This is a genomic window from Lutibacter sp. (assembly GCF_041596795.1).
Lineage (GTDB): Bacteria > Bacteroidota > Bacteroidia > Flavobacteriales > Flavobacteriaceae > Lutibacter.
The window spans coordinates 1-23,446 of sequence record NZ_JBFHHX010000011.1 but is presented as its reverse complement, the minus strand read 5'-3'; the positions used below and the strand labels follow the sequence as shown (position 1 = coordinate 23,446).

At 29.1% G+C, this 23,446-nt stretch carries 19 protein-coding genes; 7 read left to right on the top strand and 12 right to left on the bottom strand.

Going from position 1 to position 23,446, the window contains the following annotated elements:
• Positions 1–87 precede the first annotated feature (87 nt).
• The 5 genes from ABY298_RS02680 to ABY298_RS02660 all read right to left on the bottom strand — a co-directional run bounded on the left by ABY298_RS02680 (position 88) and on the right by ABY298_RS02660 (position 6,056).
• The gene (locus ABY298_RS02680) at positions 88–765 is read right to left on the bottom strand and encodes a hypothetical protein (protein ID WP_372744452.1); all 678 of its coding nucleotides are present in this window, start codon (positions 763–765) and stop codon (positions 88–90) included.
• Between the two features lie 112 nt (positions 766–877).
• Positions 878–4,216: a preprotein translocase subunit SecA gene (secA, locus tag ABY298_RS02675; protein ID WP_372744451.1), complete on the bottom strand. Its 3,339-nt coding sequence runs from the start codon at positions 4,214–4,216 to the stop codon at positions 878–880.
• 174 nt (positions 4,217–4,390) lie between these two features.
• The gene (locus ABY298_RS02670) at positions 4,391–4,612 is read right to left on the bottom strand and encodes a DUF2795 domain-containing protein (protein ID WP_372744450.1); all 222 of its coding nucleotides are present in this window, start codon (positions 4,610–4,612) and stop codon (positions 4,391–4,393) included.
• 88 nt (positions 4,613–4,700) lie between these two features.
• Positions 4,701–5,276 (bottom strand): cob(I)yrinic acid a,c-diamide adenosyltransferase, encoded by a 576-nt coding sequence (locus ABY298_RS02665; RefSeq protein WP_372744449.1) that lies wholly within the window; start codon positions 5,274–5,276, stop codon positions 4,701–4,703.
• Positions 5,277–5,279: 3 nt separating this feature from the next.
• Entirely contained in the window at positions 5,280–6,056 is a 777-nt protein-coding gene (locus tag ABY298_RS02660; RefSeq protein ID WP_372744448.1) for an O-methyltransferase, read from the bottom strand.
• An 86-nt stretch (positions 6,057–6,142) separates the two neighbouring features.
• On the opposite strand from ABY298_RS02660, the gene ABY298_RS02655 reads away from it, so the two are divergent.
• Both ABY298_RS02655 and ABY298_RS02650 read left to right on the top strand, forming a co-directional pair.
• On the top strand, positions 6,143–6,913 hold the full coding sequence (locus tag ABY298_RS02655; protein ID WP_372744447.1) for a polysaccharide biosynthesis/export family protein: 771 nt from the start codon (positions 6,143–6,145) through the stop codon (positions 6,911–6,913).
• A gap of 7 nt (positions 6,914–6,920) precedes the next feature.
• Complete coding sequence (locus ABY298_RS02650; RefSeq protein ID WP_372744446.1) at positions 6,921–9,377, top strand: polysaccharide biosynthesis tyrosine autokinase; 2,457 nt, start codon at positions 6,921–6,923, stop codon at positions 9,375–9,377.
• Positions 9,378–9,500: 123 nt separating this feature from the next.
• Here ABY298_RS02650 and ABY298_RS02645 read toward each other — a convergent pair whose 3' ends face one another.
• From ABY298_RS02645 to ABY298_RS02620, 6 genes are all read right to left on the bottom strand, one after another.
• On the bottom strand, positions 9,501–9,866 hold the full coding sequence (locus ABY298_RS02645) for a DUF2200 domain-containing protein (RefSeq protein WP_372744445.1): 366 nt from the start codon (positions 9,864–9,866) through the stop codon (positions 9,501–9,503).
• Positions 9,867–10,100: 234 nt separating this feature from the next.
• Positions 10,101–10,787: a hypothetical protein gene (locus tag ABY298_RS02640; protein WP_372744444.1), complete on the bottom strand. Its 687-nt coding sequence runs from the start codon at positions 10,785–10,787 to the stop codon at positions 10,101–10,103.
• 136 nt (positions 10,788–10,923) lie between these two features.
• On the bottom strand, positions 10,924–11,754 hold the full coding sequence (locus ABY298_RS02635; protein WP_372744443.1) for a cupin domain-containing protein: 831 nt from the start codon (positions 11,752–11,754) through the stop codon (positions 10,924–10,926).
• A 284-nt stretch (positions 11,755–12,038) separates the two neighbouring features.
• Positions 12,039–12,230: a PID-CTERM protein-sorting domain-containing protein gene (locus tag ABY298_RS02630; RefSeq protein WP_372744441.1), complete on the bottom strand. Its 192-nt coding sequence runs from the start codon at positions 12,228–12,230 to the stop codon at positions 12,039–12,041.
• Positions 12,231–12,272: 42 nt separating this feature from the next.
• Positions 12,273–15,104 (bottom strand): hypothetical protein, encoded by a 2,832-nt coding sequence (locus tag ABY298_RS02625; protein ID WP_372744440.1) that lies wholly within the window; start codon positions 15,102–15,104, stop codon positions 12,273–12,275.
• A gap of 518 nt (positions 15,105–15,622) precedes the next feature.
• Entirely contained in the window at positions 15,623–16,579 is a 957-nt protein-coding gene (locus ABY298_RS02620) for a bile acid:sodium symporter family protein (RefSeq protein WP_372744439.1), read from the bottom strand.
• 222 nt (positions 16,580–16,801) lie between these two features.
• Here ABY298_RS02620 and ABY298_RS02615 point away from each other — a divergent pair, with 222 nt between their 5' ends.
• The 5 genes from ABY298_RS02615 to fsa all read left to right on the top strand — a co-directional run bounded on the left by ABY298_RS02615 (position 16,802) and on the right by fsa (position 22,877).
• Complete coding sequence (locus ABY298_RS02615; protein WP_372744438.1) at positions 16,802–17,803, top strand: GntR family transcriptional regulator; 1,002 nt, start codon at positions 16,802–16,804, stop codon at positions 17,801–17,803.
• A gap of 4 nt (positions 17,804–17,807) precedes the next feature.
• On the top strand, positions 17,808–19,292 hold the full coding sequence (locus ABY298_RS02610) for a xylulokinase (RefSeq protein ID WP_372744437.1): 1,485 nt from the start codon (positions 17,808–17,810) through the stop codon (positions 19,290–19,292).
• Between the two features lie 36 nt (positions 19,293–19,328).
• Complete coding sequence (gene xylA / locus ABY298_RS02605) at positions 19,329–20,654, top strand: xylose isomerase (protein WP_372744436.1); 1,326 nt, start codon at positions 19,329–19,331, stop codon at positions 20,652–20,654.
• Between the two features lie 6 nt (positions 20,655–20,660).
• A complete protein-coding gene (gene xylE, locus ABY298_RS02600; protein WP_372744435.1) occupies positions 20,661–22,076 on the top strand; it encodes a D-xylose transporter XylE in 1,416 nt (471 codons plus the stop codon).
• 147 nt (positions 22,077–22,223) lie between these two features.
• Positions 22,224–22,877: a fructose-6-phosphate aldolase gene (gene fsa / locus ABY298_RS02595; RefSeq protein WP_372744434.1), complete on the top strand. Its 654-nt coding sequence runs from the start codon at positions 22,224–22,226 to the stop codon at positions 22,875–22,877.
• Between the two features lie 278 nt (positions 22,878–23,155).
• On the opposite strand, the gene ABY298_RS02590 is transcribed toward fsa, so the two are convergent.
• A partial coding sequence (locus tag ABY298_RS02590) for a DUF4861 family protein (RefSeq protein WP_372744433.1) occupies positions 23,156–23,446 on the bottom strand: 291 nt, incomplete at its 5' end.

The window sequence follows — 23,446 nt, the reverse complement described above, 5'->3', positions numbered from 1 at the left end:
AATAAAAAAAAATCGAGGATTGTTATCCTCGATTTTTTTTTATTTACTACAATTTTGGTTTCGTTAAAGGCTTATTTTTATACAATTTTATTCTGTTTCATCTTCTTCAGTAGAAAAAATTATTTCTGCTTCAAAATCACCGTTAATAACATCTTCTTTCGCTATCCAATATTCTGAAGTTGTTAATTTAAAAGTATTATTTTCATTTGTTAAATACCAAAGAATCCCTTCGGCATCGGTAAATGGTGTTTCAGATTCGAGTTGTTCTGTAAACAATCGGTTTATTAAATTACTTGGAGAAAAGCCTATCACCAAACATTTTACAACAATTTCTTTGGTAATTTCTATATCTTTAGATTCATCTAATGGAGTTAATTCAAATTCAATTATAGTAGCTTTTGCATTTGGGAACGTTCCGTTATAAGCCTTATATAAAAGTTGATTGATATCAAAAAGTGTAGCGTGTAAAAAAATATTTGGATATTCCTCAGAGATTTTATCTAATAGCATTTCATGAGAAAGTGAGTCTATTTGGCCTTCATTTAATACGTTACTTAATTTATAGGTTAATAAAATAGCAGCGGCTTCATTAGGTTCAAAATCCGTAATTGCCATAAATAAATATTCCTTTAATTCGTTATCTGTTATAGATTTAGCATCTGGATAGTCAAATTTTTCTAATAAATTTTTATAATCTGTGTTGGTCCATACTCCTTCAATCTCATCAACCGTTTTTACAGTATGTATTTTTACGTTATATTTCATGGTTATGAATTTTATATTAACAGTTATAAGATAGTTAATAGTTTAGAATTCAGCTATGTGATTTCAAAAAAAAACCTCAAATTTTTAATTTGAGGTTTTTTTTATATAAAAGTTAGTCTTCAACAACTACCCAATCTCCTTTTTGAATTAAAGGAATGGCTTGTTTGTATTTAACTAATTTATTTTCACCGGTCATTATATTTTTAATGGTCACCTGTTCGTTTCTTCCAATTTTTCGTTCTGTACGTACAATTGTTTCAACAACTTGTGGCTGCTGTGGTTGATTTGTTTGAGCTGCTTCTGTAGGACTTTGATATTCTTCCTTACTCAATTTTACCTTTTCGCGTTTATGCTCTCTTGCTTGATATACCTGATTAGAATCTTGAGAAGGTAAACTTCCTTTAAATAAGAATGATAACACTTCTTTATTTACTTTATCTAACATACCGTTAAACAGTTCAAATGATTCAAATTTGTAAATTAATAAAGGATCTTTTTGCTCGTAAGTTGCATTTTGAACCGATTGTTTTAATTCATCCATTTGACGTAAATGATCTTTCCAAGTGTCATCAATAATAGCTAATGTAATATTTTTTTCAAAGTCTGTTACTAAACCTTTTCCTTCAGTTTCATAAGCTTCTTTTAGGTTGGTTACAACTTTTAGCTCTTTAGTTCCATCAGTAAAAGGAACCACAATTCTTTCAAATCTATCACCTTGTTTTTCGTACACTTCTTTAATTACAGGATATGCAGCTTGTGCACTTCTTGATAATTTTTCTTTGTAGTGTTTATAAACTTTATCAAACAATTTATCAGTTAATTCTTGTGCCGATAATGTTTTAAATTCTTCTTCTGTAAAAGGAGCACTTGTTGATGAAAAACGAATTAATTCAAATTCAAAATTTTGAAAATCGTTTGTAGTTTTATTTTCTTGAATTAAAGTACTACAAGTATCATAAACCATATTTACAATATCTACTTGTAATCGGTCTCCGTATAATGCGTGACGACGACGTTTGTAAACAACTTCACGTTGAGAGTTCATTACATCATCATACTCAAGTAATCTTTTACGAACGCCAAAGTTATTTTCTTCTACTTTACGTTGTGCACGTTCAATGGATTTTGTAATCATTGAATGTTGAATTACTTCACCTTCCTCTAATCCCATTCTATCCATCATTTTTGCAATTCTTTCTGAACCAAATAAACGCATTAAGTTATCTTCTAAAGATACATAAAATTGCGATGATCCTGGATCTCCTTGACGACCTGCACGTCCACGTAACTGACGGTCAACACGTCTAGAATCGTGACGTTCAGTACCTATAATTGCTAAACCTCCTGCTTTTTTAACAGCTTCAGAAAGTTTAATATCCGTACCACGACCGGCCATATTTGTTGCAATTGTAACAACACCTGCATTACCAGCTTGCGCTACAATATCTGCTTCTTTTTTATGTAATTTTGCGTTTAATACGTTGTGATTTATTTTTCTGATAGCAAGCATTCTTCCTAATAATTCAGAAATTTCAACCGATGTTGTACCAACTAAAACAGGACGTCCTTGATTTACTAAATTTACAATTTCATCAATTACGGCATTGTATTTTTCACGTTTGGTTTTAAATACCAAATCTTCTCTATCAAAACGTTGTAAAGGAACATTTGTAGGTATTTCAACAACATCTAACTTATAAATATCCCAAAATTCACCAGCTTCTGTAATTGCTGTACCTGTCATACCAGATAATTTGCGATACATTCTGAAGTAATTTTGAAGAGTTACGGTAGCGTAGGTTTGTGTTGCAGCTTCAATTTTTACATTTTCTTTTGCTTCAATTGCTTGATGTAAACCGTCAGAATATCTTCTGCCTTCCATAATACGGCCAGTTTGCTCATCAACAATTTTAATTTTATCATCCATAATTACATATTCAATATCTTTTTCAAATAAAGTATATGCTTTTAATAGTTGATTCATTGTATGAATACGTTCACTTTTTATGCTGTATTCACGGTATAATTCTTCTTTTTTAGAAGTATTCTCTTCAGGTGAATTACTTTCTTGGTCAATTTTACCAATTTCAGTACTTAAATCTGGTAAAATAAAAAAGCTTTCATCACCATCATCACCAGATAAGAATGAAATTCCTTTATCAGTTAAATCAATTGAATTATGTTTTTCATCAATAACAAAATATAATTCTTCATCAATTTTAGGCATTTCACGGTTGTTATCCTGCATGTAGAAGTTTTCCGTTTTTTGCAATAATTGCTTAATACCTTCTTGACTTAAATATTTTATTAAAGCCTTGCTTTTTGGTAATCCTCTAAAAACACGGTATAATAAAAATGAGCCTTCTTTAGTGTCTCCTTCCGAAATTAATTTTTTTGCTTCTGCTAAAACACCAGTTAAATAATTACGTTGAATAGATACAATTTTATCAACACTAGGTTTTAGTTCGTTAAATTCATGACGATCTGCATTTGCTGTAGCACCTGAAATAATTAATGGTGTACGAGCATCATCAATTAACACAGAATCCACCTCATCTACAATTGCGTAGTTGTGTGGGCGTTGCACTAAATCGTTTGGTGAGTGTGCCATATTATCACGTAAATAATCGAAACCAAATTCGTTATTTGTACCATAAGTAATATCTGCATTATAGGCTTTTCTACGTTCATCTGAATTTGGTTGATGATGATCTATACAATCAACACTTAAACCATGAAACTCAAACATTGGAGCCATCCATGCGGCGTCACGTTTTGCTAAGTAGTCGTTTACGGTAACAACGTGTACACCTCTTCCTGTTAAGGCATTTAAATATACGGGTAAAGTAGAAACTAAGGTTTTACCTTCTCCGGTCATCATTTCGGCAATTTTACCTTGATGTAAAACAGCACCACCAATTAACTGAACATCGTAATGTACCATGTCCCAGGTAACGGCTTTTCCTTGAGCGTCCCAAGTGTTTTTCCAAATTGCTTTATCTCCTTCTAAAATAACGTTGTCTTTTGTGGCAGAAAGTTCTCTGTCAAAAGGAGTTGCTGTTACGTAAATTTGTTCGTTTTCAACAAATCTTTTTGCAGTTTCTTTAACAACGGCAAAAGCTTCGGCTATTATTTCTTTTAATATTTTTTCGGATGCTTCGTAGCGTAAATCTTCTAAACTGTCAATTTCGGCGTAAATTTCTTCTTTTCTATCAACATTTGCATCATGTGCTTCTTCATTTAGCGCAGTTATTTTTGAAGTAAATTCGGATGTTCCTTCGGCAATTTTTTGTTTGAAATAAATAGTTTTTGCCCTCAATTCATCATTAGAAAGTTTTGAAATTTCGCTTTCAAAGGCACGAACATTAGTAATTATTGGTTGTAGTAGTTTTAGATCACTCTTTTTTTTATCTCCAACAAATAGTTTTAGAACTGAATTTAATATACTCATTTTTAGGTCAAATTTTTTTATTATACCAATTGTGTTAATTAGGTTTAATAGTGTTTAGTATTTCAAAGCGAAGTTAAAATAATTTAAGGTTATATTTTAATTTCAATTTAAAATTATAGGGTAAAAAATAAAAAAAAGCCTCAATAGAGACTTTTCAGTTTTTAAATATTTTTTTTAGTATTCATCCTCATTCCAAAGATAATCCTCATCTGATGGATAATCTGGCCAAATTTCGAGAATTGATTCAAAGTTTTCATCGTCATCTTCAATTTCTTGAAGATTTTCAACAACTTCTAGAGGAGCACCCGTTCTAATTGCATAATCTATTAACTCATCTTTTGTTGCTGGCCAAGGCGCATCTGCTAAATAAGATGCTAATTCTAATGTCCAATACATAATTTTGTTGTATTAAATTTGTGCAAAAATAATTTTTTTACTTAAAAAACCAAGTATTTTTTACTTTTTTTTCACTATTAAAAAGAACTTATTTTATTTTCTCTGGAATCCATTGAATTTCCTGAGCGTTATTATCATAAGTCAACTTTCGTGCCAGCACAAATAAGTAGTCAGATAGTCGGTTTAAATAAATTAAAATATGTTCATCAATTTCAGTTTCTGCACTTAATTGGGTAGAAATTCTTTCCGCTTTTCTGCAAATACATCTTGCAATGTGACAAAATGACACGGTAGTATGTCCGCCAGGTAAAACAAAATGCGTCATAGGTGGTATAGTTTCATTCATTTTATCCATTTCATTTTCTAATTGTAAAACAGCTTCAGTATTTACCTTGTTAATATTTAGGCGTTCTTTACCACTTTTTAATAGTGCTTTTTCTGGAGGTGTTGCTAACATTGCACCTAGTGTAAATAGTTTATTTTGTATTGCTATTAATACTTCAGTTGAATGTTTGTCTATTTTCTGATCTCTAATTAAGCCTAAGTAAGAGTTTAGCTCATCAACTGTTCCATATGCTTCTATGCGTAAGTTGTATTTTGGAACTCTTGTTCCACCAAATAATGATGTTTCTCCTTTATCTCCAGTTTTAGTATATATTTTCATAATTTAAACTCTTATTGTAAAATGTTGTTTTAATTGTTCGTTTCTAAAAAAAACAATGCCCCAAAAGTACGTATTTATTGTTACAGTTACTTTTGGATGTTGTTTAATTATTTTCCAGGTTTCAAACATTTCTTTATTCCAATGTATATCATCAAAAATAAAAATTGAGTTATTGTGAGCTGTTTTTAAGCATTCCTTAAAATAATTTAAGGTAGGTTCTTTTTGGTGATTTCCATCAAAATAAACCATATCAAAATTGTTGTATTCAATAATTTTAGGCAGTGTTGAGTTAAAATCTCCAATGTTTAATTGAATGTTGTTTAAGTGGAATTTTTCAAATGTTTGCTGTGCAATTTGAGCTGTATTTTTACAACCTTCCAAAGTTTTAATTTTTGATTGTGGATTTCCAATGCTTAATGCGCAACTGGCCAAACCAACAGAAGTCCCTATTTCTAATATGTTTTTAGGTTTGAAATATTCTACCAACCTAATTAAAAGTAATGCTTTTTTTGTTGAAATACCGGCAATTTTAGCAATGTCGCTCACTTTTCGGGTATTGCTTTTAAAAACTTTAGAGCCTTTTCCAAAATCTGAAACTTCAATTTTGGAATGATTGTTTTTTAAAAACTTTTTAATTTCTTTAAACAATATGATTTTAGTAAAATTGGTTTTTTTATAAAAGCATTTTGTAACTAAACTATAAACAAACGGAGAATGTACACCGTGCTGATTTGTAGATTTTAAAAGAAAAGATAAATATGTAGAAATTTTAAACCACATGAATTCTTATTTTAGTGCGAAAATAATAGAAAAATTATTTTAATAAGCGATTTAAAATTATATTTGCCTTGCCCACATTTAATTATATGAAAAAAATATTTTTATACCTTATTTTTATTGCTATTTGTACCTCTTGTATATCTACAAAACAAACAACTTATTTTCAAGGAGAGCCAGTTAGTAAATCTGATATTTATAAGTTAAATAATGAGCCTTATCGTTTGCAAGTAAACGATATTTTATACATAGATATTAAGGCTGAAAACCCAGATATAGTAGCTTTATTTAAAAGTAGTGGAGCAGACGGCTCAAGTACTGCAACACAAGGAGATGGTTTGTATTTTAGTGGTTATACAATAGATAGGCACGGTAATATTAGAATGCCATATATTGGCGATTTAAATGTGCTTGGATATACAGAAAAAGAGGTTAGAGAAAAGATTGAATTAGAATTAGGAAAGTTTTTAAAAAATCCTGAATTGGTATTTGTAACGGTAAAATTAGCCGGAATACGATTTGTTGTAACCGGTGAAGTAGGTTCGCCAGGAACTTTAAATTTAATGCAAAATCAAGTGAGTATAATTGATGCTATAGCTAATGCTGGAGAAATTTCAGAATATGGAAATAAGAAAGAAGTAATGGTTATTAGAAAATCGTTAGATGGTGTTAAAAAATACCAATTAGATTTTACCAAAATAAGTGTTTTTGAATCGGAAAATTTTTACATTCAACCTAATGATATTATTTACGTTGCGCCACTAAAACAAAAATCTTGGGGAATAGGAACCACAGGTTTAGAAACTTTTTCAACAGCAGTAACATTACTTTCTTTTATATTATTGATTAAAAATTTATAAAATAAGAATGAATAATAAGTTCAAATTTATTGAAAACCCTGGAGATCATATTTCTGATATTAAAGATTATTTATTTAGAATTTTATCTAATTGGAAATGGTTTTTAGTTACTATTCCAGTAGCACTTGCCATTGCGTATTATTTTAATATTTCAGCTGAAAAAATATATGGATTAAGCAATACAATTGAAGTAAAGGAAAAAAGTAATCCTTTATTTTCTTCAGGAACAAATATTGCTTTTAATTGGGGAGGAGTAAGTGACCAAGTAGAATCTATTAGAAAAGCATTAACATCAAGATCACATAATGAAAATGTTGTTAAAGAATTAGAATTTTATATAGATTATTTAAAAGATGGACGTTTTAGAAAAGAAGATGTTTACGGGGCAACTCCATTTAAAATTAAATTACAACCAAATCAGTATCAATTATTAAATACCCTTATTAAAATTGATTTTATTGATAACTCTACTTTTAATTTATCGGTAGATTTTGATTCTGAAAAAACGGTTAAATTAATTAATTACAAAGATCAAAGCACTAAAAATTATACAGTTAATAATTTAAATTTTTCGCAATCATTTTCATCTGATGAGTATATTAATTTACCTTTTTTAAAAGGACAAATTAGTGTTTTAGAAAAAAATGATGATTTAAAAGGGCAAACCTATTATATTCAATTAAATAGTGTTGATCAGGTTACAGGAAAATATCAAAATATACGCGCAACAGGTTTGGCAGGAACGTCATTAATTGAACTTTCTTTAACAGGTGCAAATAAAAATAGGTTGGTTGATTTTCTAAATAAAACAGTAGAAGTTTTAGCGGAAGTAGAACTTGAACAGAAAACAAATTATGCTCGAAGCACTAAAGAGTTTATTGATGCGCAATTTAAAAACACCTCTGATAGTTTAAAATTAATTGAAACTAATATTGAACAATTTAAGCAACAAAATTCAATTTATGATTTATCTGCTCAAGGTGGAGAGATTTTTTCTCAAACTACAGGATTGGATAAAATGCAAAAAGAATTATCCGATAGAATTGCGTATTTTAATAATTTAGAAAACTACATAAAAACTCATAAAAACTACGCTAAAATTCCTGCACCAGCAATTATAAATATTGAGGATGCTTCCATTGCAGAAATGGTAGGAAATTTAACCAAGTTATCTATTAAAAATGAAAAATTATCTAAAGAGGTAACATCAAATCATCCTTCTTTAAAATTAGCAAATCAGGAAATTGAAACGGCAAGAAATGTGTTGTTGGAGAATTTGGCATCGCTTAAAGAGGTAACAAAGGTAACTTTAAATAATAGTTTAAAGAGGTTAAACTCATACACTTACGAATTAAATAAATTACCTAATAAAGAACAAAAATTATTAAATTTTCAAAGAAAATATAGCTTAACGGAATCGAATTTTGTGTTTTTAATGCAAAAAAGATATGAAGCAGATATTGCCATAGCCGCAAGTGTTTCGGATATTTCAATGTTAGATTCTGCTAAGGATATGGGGCAAGGTTTTATTTTACCTCGTGTTTCTTTTAATTATATGATTGCACTTTTATTAGGAATTATTTTACCTCTATTTGTAATTATAGCAAAAGAAATTTTGGATACTAGAATTCATACAGCTGAAGATATTGAACGCGTTTCTCCAATTCCAATTTTAGGGATTGTAGGAAGCAATTCAGCAGTAAATAATTTAGCAGTGTTTTTAAAGCCTAAATCTACCGTAGCTGAATCTTTTAGAGCATTAAGATCTAATATTCAGTTTTTATTTGTTCGAAAATCTAAAGAGAAATCAAAAACGGTTATTGTAACTTCATCGGTGAGTGGTGAAGGAAAAACATTTGTGTCTATAAATATGGCTACCGTTTTTGCCTTAGGAGGAAAGAAAACAATTTTAGTTGGATTGGATTTACGTAAACCTAAAATATTTGGTGATTTTGAGTTAACAAATGAGAATGGTGTAGTTAATTTTTTAATTGATGAGGAAAGTATAGAAAATATTATTCAAAAAACAGATATTCCAAATTTAGATGTAATTACTTCTGGTCCAATTCCACCAAATCCATCAGAATTATTAATTAGTTCGGCAACTGATGAATTAATAGGTTATTTAAAAGAAAATTATGATTATATAATTTTAGATACGCCACCAATTGGGTTAGTTAGTGACGCCATAGAATTGCTTAAATATGCAGATTCTACAATTTATGTAGTTAGGCAAGGCTATTCTCAAAAAGGAATGTTACGTATGATTAACGAAAAATATAAGAAAGAAGAAATCTCTAATTTAAGTATTGTTTTAAATGATTTTAAAATTAAATCTAAATACGGATATGGTTACGGTTATGGATATGGTTACGGTTATGGTGCGTATGGAAAATATTCGAACGGATACCATGAGAATGATAAAAAAACGTTTTTAGGTAAATTTTTAAAACGAAAAAAATAATTTAGTACGGAATTTGAACGTTTTAAATTATTACTTCATAAAAAAGAAAGTCCACAAATTAAACTTGTGGACTTTCTTTTTTATCCGATTATTTCAATAATAAATTATTCAAAAAAGTCTAATTTAAGAAACTCGTAAAATTTTTTCAATTTTTTTTCCTTTCGCTAACTCATCAATTAACTTATCTAAATACCTTACTTTTTGTGTTAATGGATTTTCTATTTCTTCCACTCTATAACCACATATAACACCTTTTATTAAATGAGCATTTGGGTTTAACGTTGCATTCTTAAAAAAGAGCTCGAAGGTTACGTTGTTTTCAATAAGTTCTGTTAATTTATTTTCATCGTAACCAGTAAGCCATTCAATTACTTTATACAATTCTTCTTTAGTTCTTCCTTTTTTCTCAACCTTTGTTACATAATGTGGATATACTGAAGCAAATGTCATTTTTACAATGCGTTCATTTTGATTGTTTGCTTTATTCATAATTTATCAGAATTAATGTTGTTTTTTACAGTAAAACCGTAATTTTTATTCAACTAAATATAACAATTTTGATATTTAAATTAATAGTTGTGAAAAAATATTTATTAATAGAAATGGATAAAGCTATAATTACATTTTTATTTGTTGATGCTCTTTATTTGGCTTCAAATAAGAAGCTAGTGTTATATTTATACAAGCAACATAACAAAAACACAATGTTGTTTTAATGTAATTTTATTTTCGTTTTATAAAGAAAACAATAATTCCTATTAGTAAAGTCAAAAATATTCCTCCTGCAATCCAAATATATGAAGGATGATGTTTAATTACATAACCAAATTTATAACCAAGGTTATATGCAGTTTTTTCGGTTGGACTTTTACCTAAAAATTGACTTGATTTTTTAGCTGATTTTAATTTAATAGAGTTAAAAAACACATCTTTTTCAGTTGGAATTAATTGTGATGAAGTTTTATACTCAAATACATACAGGTTTTTGTTTACAAGGAAGTATTCAATTTTGTGAATGGTATTATTTATAGAATCTTTCAAATTTAAATGATAGCCGTTTAAGCTGTCCTTTTCTATTAATTTTTCAGATTCAATTTTAAACGAGCCATTTTTTATGTAGGATTTTGCAAAAGATTGGTAATATTCTTCTAAACTTTTTAAATCGTATGGTAAATTGGAATTATAGATACGAATACTGTCGTTTTCAAATAATTCCTTTTGAGCTATAAATTCAGAGTTTTCAACTTTAGAATGATACTTTATTAGAATTAAGCTGTTTTTTAAAGAATCTATTTTACTAACCTCACCAGGTATTTGAACTGAAACTAGTGAATCTAAGTTATAAATATTCTGACTATTTACTGTATTAGATAGAACAATAATTACGCATATTAATAGTAGCTTTTTCATAAGTATTAAATTTTTACTTTTTATTACAATTTATTTTGTTGAATTAAAATAAGAACGACCTGAAAATTATCAATTTTCAGGTCGTAATAAAATATTTTTAGAGTTATGATACTCTCATTTTTAAATGTTTAAAAAATTATTCCTCCTCAATTTGATTATGTGTTTTTAACCATTCTTCTCCTTTTTTATCCATAAAAAAGTCCATCCACATATAGTACATTTTTTCTCCGGCTTTGGCTTCTACTGAATGGCTAGATCCTAAAGGAATATGAAGAATTGAGTAAGCAGGAAAATCTATCTGACTATCATCAGCATATACAATAACGTTATTATCTGTTAATCCAAGAAACAATTGTTCTAACATTCCGTGTTCGTGTGGATCAACTTTATCTGGACCCATAGTTTCAACAGTTCCCATTGCAATTCTAGGAATGTATTTGTTAGGTAACACTGTGCGACTTACTGTATTCGGACTTTTTATTGGTTCTGTATAAGGTTTACAGTCAATAAATTTTGCATAATAAATTTGTTCAGTATTTTCCTTAGGAAACTCTTTTAAATCTAAAAGATCTTGTTCTGTTAATTTGCTAGCTATTTTAATAAAATGTAGCGTGTCGTTTTTGGCTGGAAATATAGAAATTTCATTCACTGAATTAGGTAGTAAAATTGTTTCGGGAACAATTTCATAATTTGTTTTATTTCCAACTGCATTTCCCTGACCTTTAATAAACAGGTAAATGTATTTATTCCCATTTTCTAGAAGTTCCTTTTTTTCATTACCACCAATAAGTGTAATATGTTCAACTGTAATTCCTGCAATTTCATTTTCAAGTATAGTTTTACTGTATTCTGATGTATTTGGAGCTAATTGTGTAGAAAGATATTCAATAGGAATTTCTTGTGCATTTACAACAATAAACGATAATAACGCTGCTGTAAGGGTTATAAAAGTAGATTTAATTTTCATAAATTATAAATATTTGGTTTTTTTTTTAATTCAAGCTACTAATATATTGAATTTTAATAAATAAAATACAGTTTTATCCTTTTAAGTTGTTAGATAGATTGATTTATACTAAAATATACCTATAATTTGAAATAGTGTTTAGAATGTAATTTTAGGGCTGTTTTATAAACCGTACCTTAAAATAGTTGTAAATGTTTTTAAGATTAAAAGAAAAGGTGTTGGGTTTTAAGTGCTTTAAAAAGTACTATAATAAATAGATGGCAAATAAATAAATAACATTATTTTCACTTTTTTCGTAATTCAAATAAGCCATAAATAACACCAGATAGAATTAATAATGTTAATCCTCCATCAATTGGTAAAGGTTTTGGTGGAGGTGGAGGAGGTGGTGGAGGTACAATTTGAGCACTTACAGTTTTAACGCACAAAAAAGAGGCCAATAAAAATAGTATTATATTTTTCAAAGGGTTTCTCATATTTTATGCGTTGTTCTTTCAATTTAATTGTACAATAGAATTTTAAAAAATTATGGTTTTATTTATAGTTATAGTTTGATTGTTAAGAAATGTTTTTACAATTACAATACTCCCTTTATTTATTTGGCTCATATTAAATTCGTATTCTTTTTTATTTGGATTTACTTTAGTTAATATTCTGCCTAATAAATCGTAAATTATAATTGTATTTATAGTTTCCTCAGTACTTTTTACTAGTAATAAATTGTTATTGGAATTTACAATTACTTTATTTAACTCCGTTTTAATTGTATCAACTGTTAAAGATTTCTCTTGAAATTTCAAATTAAACCTATTATCATTTGTTTCAGATTCGGTAACTTCAAATTCATAGGGTGAATTGGATAAATTATGATATGGTAAGTTTGGAAATAATTTATCTTCTAAAAAAATGTCCTTATCAGCTATTGCTCCTAATCTATTTTTAATCTCAATTTTTAAAGTTCCAGTTATGTTGGTATTATAACCTAAAGGAATTATTGCATCATCTGTTAATGATGTTCTTCCTTGAATTGCATATGGTTGTTCATCAATTAAAGAATAAATATCAACATAATTACCCGATATGAATTTAATAGCATCGTAAGCTCTGTCTATTCCGTCAGTGGCATTTTCCATTTTAGATGCATCGTAATCAAAAAACGAGACCAATGTTTGGCTAAAGGCTCCTTGTGTTTCGGAAAGGCTTAACCAAATTTTATTGGAATTATCATCAGTGGCATCTGTTTTTTTTGAAGTTTTACTAGGTTTATAAAAAACAGTATTATCAAATGGCGGGAAAATTTTATAATTATTAACATAAGATCCGTATCTCATAGAATTAGAAAACGTAACATCACCAATTTTTGCTCCAGCAGCCAATGCTGTTGTGCCATTATTAGCTATACCTTCTACCATAAAACTTTGTCCAGAGGCTATGTATAAATTAGAAACAGGAGTAGCATTAATATCTGCAGGTAAATAACCTGATATGTTATAATAAGAATAATCTCCATTATTGAAATTTTTATAATTAGCATAACCAGTATTACCAATGTCTACAACATTTGTTTGCGTCCATAATAATGCTGTGCCTCCAATTATTGAAATATTATTAGGATCTGATAGAAAAGAAGCAGCATTTAAAGCGGAAGAGTAAGGGTTTCCAATCAAATTCCAATCGTCATAATCTGTTGAATAATTAGCTAAAACATTTGTATTTGCACTGCTGTAAATTGGAACGTTAATTATTCCGTTATTTATTTTACCACTAAAGGTATAAGTTTTTGCTGCTTGACCTCCTGGATAAGAATTTACAATATATCCAACCCCAGGTATCATTTTTGTTTCTGTGGGTTTTTGCCAAACCCAATTGGTTGTATAAGGATCATCATCATCTAAACCATCACCATCACTATCATTAAACTTAGTTGCATCATATTTAAAAATTTTATAGGCATCCATACTAGAAGGGTATACAGGATTGCTAAAAAATATATTTGAAATTGTTGGTCCAGATGTATCATTAGTCACGGGAGAAGACCAATAGGTAAAGTTCCAATCTGATTGTGCTTTGGTTGTTTTTTTAGTATTTATAATACCTGTACCAACCAAGTTTACAGAGGAACCGTTATTAACCATAATTAAAGAGTTTTTATCTTCAATATTAACAATTGCACTATTTTTCACTTGTAATTCTTTAACAATGGAAACATAATTATAGGAAGAAGTACCGTTAATATTTAGTGTAACTCCAGTATTAACTATAACAGAACAAGCTTCAAAATCGCCATAGGTTGCTGTATCGTAATCTGTGTCAAGAATTACACTTATGTTACTTTGTGGCGTAATTGTTGAAATTTGAGTGTAACTAGGATCTATAGTTTCAGTATCATTAAGTGTTTTATACCAATAGGGTCTTGTTTCATCAGTTTTTTTGTGCCATATTGCTTTTGGTGGGCAATCAACATTATTACCTAAACAATAAATTTTGAAATTATCAAATATTCCATCTGAATTACCAACCGTATTTCTAATTCTTAAAATTGTTGATCCTACTGAAATTAAAGGTGTAAACTGTAAATCTATGATGTATCTTTTATATGGTGTATTTGTTAAAAGTGGAGTTCCTTGTTTATAAGAATTATAATTAATTGCAACCCAATTGTTGCTTCCGGCAGACCAATATTCAATTTCAAATATAGATCCACTTAAACCTCCAGAGACATTAGCGTAAAATTCAATAACTTTTATATTATCTAAAACGGGAAGAAATACCCATGAACTAGGATTCGTTATTTTAATGGATTTTCCAAAAGTACCATCATTTACAAAGCAAGCTTTAGTTTGATAAAGCCCAAACGAACCAATAAATACTTGACCAGTTGAATTTCCACACGAATAATTAGAATAGGACTCAAAATTTTCATCAACACAAGCTAAACCAACAGTTCTTAAAAGGGTATAAGGTGTACTAGTGCTTTTATATGTAGGTGAGACTGTGCAGTTATAATAAGGGTAAACAAAATAGTAATAATTGGTTCCGGTAGTTAAACCAGTTAAATTTATTATTGTTGAAGAGCCATTAGAGATTACTGTTCCAGTACCAAAAGAGCTACCAACAGTGTAAGTTGTACCATTTGCTGGTGTTGTTTCTATTGTTGTAAAAGTGCTTTGAACTACCAAATAACCTGCTACCGCTGGTGTGTTATTTGCTGTAATTGTTAATCTAGCGTCGGTTTGTGTAACAAAAGAAAACGATACTGTGGGGTAATTTGTTGGAGCGTTGGGGCATTGTCCAAAATTTTTAGCAAATATAAAACAACAAATGAATACAAATAGGTACTTTTTTTTCATCATCATTATTTTTAATTATGATAACCCTAAAAAAAGAAAATACATCAAAAAAAAACAATTAAATAATTTTTTAAAGGTCTAATGTGAGTGCATGAAAATTTAGTGTTTTGGGGTTATAATTATATAAATATAACTATAAAAATCTAATTTCACAATTGATAGTTAAGTTTTTTAAATAATTGACAATCATTAGTTTGTTAAATTTATATAAAACCTAAATAAATAATAAATCTACCCTAAAAAATTAGGGTGGTTTAAATAATTAAAATTAATTATTTCACCTATTTTAGTAATGAGAAAAGAGAAAAATTAATCCTTAGAAGTTGTAGAAAGTGATAAAAGGTTTTACTTTTTTGATGAAAACCCTTGTTAATTAAGTTCTGTAAGTAAAGTTTAATAGCATTAGTATAAACCTTGCCTTTAAAAATTAATTTTATTACGGTATTTGGATATATTAAGGTTTATGAAAGGTAATTTATTTTATAAATAGGTTAATGTTTTTTTAAGAATTGCCAAATTTAGTTTCTAGCACCTAATTTTCTGGCAATTATACTAATTATTAATATTTGAATTGCATGAAACAGCATTATTGGTAATAGAAAAAAACCAGATACAGCAGAAGTTCCAAATAAAACTTTGGAAAAAACAGTACCGTGTACTAGTGATTTTTTGGTTCCACAAAATTGAGCTGTAATTTTATCTTCTAAAGAAAAATTTAATTTGTTAGCTATAAAACCTATAAAATAATAAATTATAAAAAATAGTACAATTACTATTGAAAACAGCAAAATAAAATCAAAAAGACTTACTGTGCTAAATATTTTTTGATGGAATGATTTTGCAAAACTTTTATAAATAATTAGAAGAATTACAGATTTATCAAATAAACTTAACTGTGTGCTATATTTATTGGCATATTTTCCAAAAAAACGCTGTAAAAAAATACCAAGAACAACAGGTAAAATTATTTCGATAATTAATTTTAAATAAACACTTGAATAATCAAAATTAGCACTAGTGTTATTTGTAAAAAAGCCAACAAAAAGTGGTGTTAATGCAATTCCAATAATTCCCGAAATACTTGCATTAAAAATTGCTGATGGAATATTTCCCTTTGCCATTGAAACCATTACAACTGATGATGATACTGTTGAAGGTAAAGCTGCCATAAAAAATATAGCTAACCAAAGTAAATGAGCTTCTTTACTTTGTATAAAAGGATAAAATATAAGTACTAATAAAGGAAATAGTAAGAAAGTGCTTAATTGAATTAACAGATGTAATTTCCAGTTTTTCAAACCATCTTTTAGTTTTTCTCCGTTTAATTTTAATCCGTAAAAAAAGAATATAAATGAAATACCAACAGAACTTATAATTTCTAAAGGAATTACACTGGTTTCTAATCCAAATTGAGGTATAAAATAAGCTATTATTATGGTGCAAATAATTGCTAAAACAAATTTATCTAATTTCACAAAAGTAGTATAAAGTTAATTTTATTTTTATGTTTAAAGGTGTTTTAATAACGTTGCAAATTAAGTAAAATTAAAGTGAGCAATGGTAAAAAATAGACTAAAAAACTGTTTTAAATTTTAAAAAAAATCATAAAAAATAAAATGTTAAATATTTCTAGCATTTTATTGTCCTTATATTTTAATTTTATACATTTACATACCGGAACAGAACAGTATGGTTAAATGAGTGATGATAAAAATATAATTAGTATAAATCACCTAAGTGATATTCCAAAATATCAACAAATAGTGAATTCTATTAATGATGCAATTGCAAAAAATAATATTAAAATTGGAGATGCCTTACCGTCAGTAAATAGTATTTGTAAAACGCACAATATATCTAGAGATACTATTTTTAAAGCTTATTCAATTTTAAAAGAAAATGGCGTTGTAGATTCTGTTCCAAATAAAGGCTATTATGTTGCAGCAGATACACGAAAAATCTTATTGCTTTTAGATACATTTAAGGCTTATAAGGAAGTTTTATACCATTCTTTCACCAATAATTTACCAGACAATATTATTACTGATATTCAATTTCATCATTATAATATAGATAATTTTAAAACCATTATAAATAATAGTGTTGGTAAATATTATAAATATGTAATAATGGGTTTTAATCACCAAGAGATACAGCAAATTTTAAGAAAAATTAGTACTGATAAACTTTTGTTAATAGATTGGAATATTTGTGCTTTTGATACTTGTAATTATGTGTTTCAAGATTTTGGAAAATCCTTTTTAAGTGCTTTAAATGAAGCTAAAAATTTATTTAAAAAATACAAAGAAATACGATTTTTATATCCAACGTTTACAAATCACCCTATAGAAACAGTTCAGTTTTTTGAACGTTTTTGCGAAAAGGAAGAAATACCTTATAAAGTACTTGCCAATCCAAAGGATTTTATTATTGAGAAGGGAATAGCCTATATAAGTGTAAGTGATAGAGTGCTTGGAAATTTCTTAGAGCAATGTAAAGAGAAGAATTTAGAACCAGGTGTAGATGTAGGTTTCTTGTCGTACAATGAAACACCTATGAAAAAATTTATTTATAAAGGCATTACAGTAATTTCAACCGATTTTAAGAAATTAGGAATAAAAGCAGCTGAATTTATTACAGAAGATAAACAGGTGCAAGTATATGTGCCAACAACGTTAACCATAAGAGAGTCATTATAAAATTATGTATTACATCGGATTTGATTTAGGAAGTTCTTCCATCAAGGCTGCTCTTGTAGAAATTTCAACAGGAAAAAGTATTGGAGTTGTACAAGAACCAGAAACAGAAATGAGTATGTTAGCCCTAAAAAATGGGTGGGCAGAGCAAAAACCAGAAGAGTGGTGGCAATATATTTGCAAAGCCATTGAAAGATTAAAAAAAACGTATAACATTTCTAGAACGCAAATAAAAGGGATAGGAATTTCCTACCAAATGCACGGACTTGTAATTGTTGATAAAACAGGAAAACCGCTTCGTAAAAGCATTATTTGGTGCGATAGTAGAGCGGTAGAAATTGGACGTAAAGGATTTAAAGAAATAGGAGAAGAAAAATGTACTTCCCATTTACTAAATTCTCCAGCTAATTTTACGGCATCAAAATTAAAATGGGTTAAAGAAAATGAACCAGAGATTTATAAAAACATCTATAAATTTATGTTGCCAGGTGATTTTATTGCCTACAAGTTTTCAGATATAATAAATACAACTATTTCTGGATTATCCGAAGGAATATTCTGGGATTTTAAAAATGATAGTGTTGCTGATTTTTTATTGGAACATTATGGAATTGATAAATCTTTAGTTCCAGATATTGTTCCAACTTTTGGAAATCAATGCGTTGTAAGTGAGCAAGGAGAAAAAGAAAGCGGTTTAGCTGCCGGAACTCCAATTTTTTATAGAGCAGGAGATCAACCTAATAATGCATTAGCTCTAAATGTATTTAACCCTGGAGAAATTGCTGCCACTGGAGGAACATCGGGAGTTGTGTATGCAATTACAGAAAATTTATCTGGGAAAGAAAGCACAAGAGTTAACAACTTCGCTCATGTAAATTATACAAAATCATCTCCTCTAATAGGTAAATTGTTAAATGTTAACGGTGCAGGTATTCAATACCGTTGGTTACTTAATAATTTAGCAGTTTCATCATACGAAGAAATGAACAATTTGGCATCAGAAATTCCTGTTGGTTCAGATGGTGTTTGTATGCTTCCTTTTGGTAACGGAGCAGAAAGAATGTTAAATAATTTGGAAATAGGTACACGTTTGGTAAATGTAAACTTAAATAATCATCATAAAGGACATATTTGCAGAGCTTCGTTAGAAGGAATTGCCTTTTCTTTTGTGTACGGAATGGAGATTTTAAAATCTGATGGAATAGATGTAAACGTAATTCGTGCCGGGAATGATAATTTATTTCGATCTGAAATTTTTGCAAATACCGTTGCAACTTTAATTCAACATGAAATAGAAATTTATAATACTACAGGAGCTATTGGAGCTGCTAGGGCATCTGCTTTACATAAGGGCAATTTTAAAAACTTTGGAAAGGTAATTATGGATAATGACCACGTTATGACCTTTATGCCTTTTAAAGACAAAGAGCCTTATTTAAAAGCGTACCAAAATTGGAAAAAAGAATTAGAATTAATATTAAGTACCAAATAAAAAAATAAATAATTTAAAATCAAAATATATAATATAATGGCAATTTTAGGAAACAAAGAATACTTTAAAGGTATTGGAGAAATTAAATTTGAAGGAAAAGAATCAAATAATCCATTAGCATTTAAATACTACAATCCAGATCAGGTTGTAGCCGGAAAAACAATGCGTGAACATTTTAAATTTGCAATTGCGTATTGGCATACATTCTGTGGGCAAGGAGGAGATCCATTTGGGCCAGGAACACAAAATTTTGCTTGGGATCAATCAGCAGACCCAATTCAAGCAGCAAAAGAAAAAGCAGATGCAGCTTTTGAATTTATTACTAAAATGGGATTCGGGTACTACTGTTTTCACGATTACGATTTAATTCAAGAAGGAGCAACTTTTGCAGAATCGGAAGAAAGATTAAACATTATAACAGATTATTTAAAAGAAAAACAAGCCGCTTCAGGCGTAAAATTATTATGGGGAACTGCCAATTGTTTTTCTAACCAACGCTATATGAACGGTGCTTCAACAAATCCAGAATTTGATGTTGTAGCTCGTGCAGGTGGACAAATAAAGCTAGCGTTAGATGCAACCATAAAACTAGGTGGTGAAAACTACGTGTTTTGGGGAGGAAGAGAAGGCTATATGTCTTTATTAAATACCGACATGGGAAGAGAATTGGACCATATGGGGCAGTTTTTAAAAATGGCTCGTGACTATGCCCGTGCACAAGGCTTTAAAGGGAATTTCTTTATAGAACCAAAACCAATGGAGCCAATGAAACATCAATACGATTTTGATTGCGCAACTGCTATCGGATTTTTACGTCAATATGGTTTAGATAAAGATTTTAAAATGAATATTGAAGTAAATCATGCAACTCTAGCACAACACACGTTTCAACATGAAATTGAAACAGCAGCCAATGCTAGAATGTTGGGGAGTTTAGATGCAAATCGTGGAGATTATCAAAATGGTTGGGATACCGATCAATTTCCAAACAACATTCAAGAAACTACAGAAGCTATGTTGGTTTTCCTAAAAGCAGGAGGTTTACAAGGTGGAGGAATTAATTTTGATGCAAAAATCAGAAGAAATTCTACTGATATGGAAGATGTTTTCTTAGCTCATATTGGAGGAGCAGATACTTTTGCAAGAGCATTACTAATTGCTGACAAAATAATAACTTCTTCTCCATATGAAAAATTAAGATCAGTTCGTTACAGTTCTTTTGATACAGGAAATGGAAAAGCTTTTGAAGAAGGAAAATTAACTATGCAAGACTTGTACAAAATTGCGCAAGAAAATGGTGAGTTACCTTTAAAAAGTGGTAAACAAGAATTGTTTGAAAACATTATTAATCAATATATATAATTAAGCATGGCAACAGCATCAAACACTAGTTATTTGTTAAAATTAACTATAGTAGCTACCCTTGGAGGTTTATTATTTGGATATGATACAGCGGTTATTTCAGGAACTGTGAGTTCTTTAGAAAGTTTTTTCGTTTTGCCATTTGGCTTAGATGAAACGAGTTCAAATGCTCGATTGGGTTTTGTTGTTTCAAGTGCATTAATTGGGTGTGTTATTGGTGGAATTTCAGGAGGAATAATCAGTAAAAAATTAGGACGTAAAAACGGTTTAATTTTAGCTGCTGTACTATTTTTATTGTCAGCTATTGGTTCTGCAATGCCAGAGATGCTACTAAAACAAATAGGAGAAGGAGACCATACATTTATTTATATTTTTATTATTTATAGAATTATTGGAGGTATAGGCGTAGGTTTAGCATCTATGCTTTCACCTTTATATATTGCTGAAATTGCTCCTGCAAAAAGTAGAGGTAAACTGGTGTCAATGAATCAGTTTGCCATTATTTTTGGGATGTTGGTAGTGTATTTTGTAAACTATTACATAGCAAAGCAAGGAGATGATACTTGGTTAAATACTGTTGGTTGGAGATGGATGTTTGCATCGGAAATAATTCCAGCTAGTTTGTTTTTATTAATGTTGTTTTTTGTGCCGGATACACCAAGATCTTTAGTATTGCAGTCGCAACCAGAAAAAGCACTAGATGTTTTAATTAAAATTAACGGTGTTGAAGAAGGTAAAAAAATATTAAATGAAATTCAAAATACAGTTGTAAGTCATTCGGGGAAATTATTTTCGTTTGGAATTGCAGTAATCGTTATTGGAATATTACTTTCTGTTTTTCAGCAATTTGTAGGAATAAATGTTGTGTTGTATTATGCTCCAGAGATTTTTAAAAGTATGGGTTCAGGAACCGACATTGCACTACTACAAACTATAATTGTAGGTGCAGTAAATTTATTGTTTACAGTATTGGCAATTTTAACGGTTGATAAATTTGGTAGAAAACCATTAATGATTATTGGAGCTGCAGGTATGGCAATATCAATGTTTGCACTTGGAACAACGTTTTTTATGAAGTCAGTTGGAATGGGAGCGTTAGTATTTATGTTGCTATACATTGCTAGTTTTGCTATGAGTTGGGGGCCAGTTTGTTGGGTGTTACTTTCAGAAATATTTCCAAATAAAATTAGAGGAAGAGCTTTGGCAGTGGCAGTTGCAGCACAATGGATTTCTAATTATTTAGTTTCTTGGACGTTTCCTATGATGGATAAAAACACGTATTTATTAGAGAAGTTTAACCACGGTTTTGCGTATTGGATTTATGGTGTAATGGGTGTAATAGCAATGATGATTGTTTGGAAATTTGTTCCAGAAACAAAAGGTAAATCACTGGAAGAAATGGAAAATATTTGGAGTAAATAAGAAGGTAGTAGTTGCTTAAAACTATATTAATCAATTTAAAAAAATAAAAAGAGGTTCAAAACTTTTAGGATAATCATTATTTGTTGGCTTAAAAGTTTTGAACTAAAATAATATTTTACGTAGGTATAATTTATATAAATAAAAAGAATGAAATTTTTTATAGATACAGCAAATTTAGAGCAAATAAAAGAAGCGCAAGAGCTTGGTGTTTTAGATGGGGTTACAACAAACCCATCATTAATGGCAAAGGAAGGAATTACAGGTGCAGAGAATATTTTAAAACATTATGTTGACATTTGTAATATTGTGGATGGTGATGTAAGTGCAGAGGTAATTGCAACAGATTTTGAAGGAATGGTGAAAGAAGGAGAAGCTTTATCAGCACTTCATCCTCAAATTGTGGTAAAACTACCAATGATTGCAGATGGAGTAAAAGCGTGTAAATATTTTTCTGATAAAGGAGTTAGAACTAATGTAACATTAGTTTTTTCTGCTGGGCAGGCTTTATTAGCCGCAAAAGCAGGAGCAACATATGTTTCTCCATTTTTAGGTAGATTGGATGATATTGCAACAGATGGAGTTCATTTAATTTCTGAAATCAGACAGATTTATAATAACTACGGTTTTGAAACCGAAATATTAGCAGCATCTATTCGTCATACAATGCACGTAATTGATTGTGCAAAAATTGGCTCAGATGTTATGACCGGACCATTGTCCTCAATTATGGGATTGTTAAAACACCCGTTAACAGATAGTGGATTAGCTCAATTTTTAGCAGATTATGCAAAAGGAAATTAAGAAATAAGAAAGAATATTTAATCTAAAGAATTATAAAAAAACCATTGAAACTAATTTTTTTCAATGGTTTTTTTTGAATAGGTAATGTTGGTTTTTTTTAGAAAATTGAATAAGTACCTTTTAAAAAGGTAAGTGATAGCTAGAAGGTTTATGTTAAATATAACAAATATGTTTATATAAAAAAATCTATAGAAGAAAACATAATAAATAAAGTTTGTAAAAAAATTTAATTTTGAGAATTACAATTCACAAATTTAACAAAATATAATAAATTCTATTTAATTAAGCAATTGTATTGTTAAAGGAGTTTTGATTCTTAAGGAAAATTCATTTAAATAATTTTCCCAAGCTTCTTTTGTGTTAAATTGCTTGCTTTTTTTCCATCCAAAACCAGCATAATAAACAACTTTAGAATCAACTACATTTAAGTTAGCATAAGCGTTACTTAAATCTGGAGTATCAACATCATATTTTTCAAAATCAGTAAAATATTCTTTTGAAGCTAAAATAGCAGTCCCTAATTCAGAATCATCTCCATGAGGTTGCCAATAGCTTACCCATCCATTATT

Coding starts and splice junctions, on each gene's coding strand:
- ABY298_RS02645 (WP_372744445.1), bottom strand. CDS start 9,866: ATGAATAAAGCAAACAATCAAAATGAACGCATTGTAAAAATGACATTT.
- ABY298_RS02640 (WP_372744444.1), bottom strand. CDS start 10,787: ATGAAAAAGCTACTATTAATATGCGTAATTATTGTTCTATCTAATACA.
- ABY298_RS02680 (WP_372744452.1), bottom strand. CDS start 765: ATGAAATATAACGTAAAAATACATACTGTAAAAACGGTTGATGAGATT.
- ABY298_RS02650 (WP_372744446.1), top strand. CDS start 6,921: ATGAATAATAAGTTCAAATTTATTGAAAACCCTGGAGATCATATTTCT.
- ABY298_RS02665 (WP_372744449.1), bottom strand. CDS start 5,276: ATGAAAATATATACTAAAACTGGAGATAAAGGAGAAACATCATTATTT.
- ABY298_RS02655 (WP_372744447.1), top strand. CDS start 6,143: ATGAAAAAAATATTTTTATACCTTATTTTTATTGCTATTTGTACCTCT.
- fsa (WP_372744434.1), top strand. CDS start 22,224: ATGAAATTTTTTATAGATACAGCAAATTTAGAGCAAATAAAAGAAGCG.
- ABY298_RS02625 (WP_372744440.1), bottom strand. CDS start 15,104: ATGAAAAAAAAGTACCTATTTGTATTCATTTGTTGTTTTATATTTGCT.
- ABY298_RS02610 (WP_372744437.1), top strand. CDS start 17,808: ATGTATTACATCGGATTTGATTTAGGAAGTTCTTCCATCAAGGCTGCT.
- ABY298_RS02670 (WP_372744450.1), bottom strand. CDS start 4,612: ATGTATTGGACATTAGAATTAGCATCTTATTTAGCAGATGCGCCTTGG.
- ABY298_RS02635 (WP_372744443.1), bottom strand. CDS start 11,754: ATGAAAATTAAATCTACTTTTATAACCCTTACAGCAGCGTTATTATCG.
- xylE (WP_372744435.1), top strand. CDS start 20,661: ATGGCAACAGCATCAAACACTAGTTATTTGTTAAAATTAACTATAGTA.
- secA (WP_372744451.1), bottom strand. CDS start 4,216: ATGAGTATATTAAATTCAGTTCTAAAACTATTTGTTGGAGATAAAAAA.
- ABY298_RS02660 (WP_372744448.1), bottom strand. CDS start 6,056: ATGTGGTTTAAAATTTCTACATATTTATCTTTTCTTTTAAAATCTACA.
- ABY298_RS02615 (WP_372744438.1), top strand. CDS start 16,802: ATGAGTGATGATAAAAATATAATTAGTATAAATCACCTAAGTGATATT.
- ABY298_RS02630 (WP_372744441.1), bottom strand. CDS start 12,230: ATGAGAAACCCTTTGAAAAATATAATACTATTTTTATTGGCCTCTTTT.
- xylA (WP_372744436.1), top strand. CDS start 19,329: ATGGCAATTTTAGGAAACAAAGAATACTTTAAAGGTATTGGAGAAATT.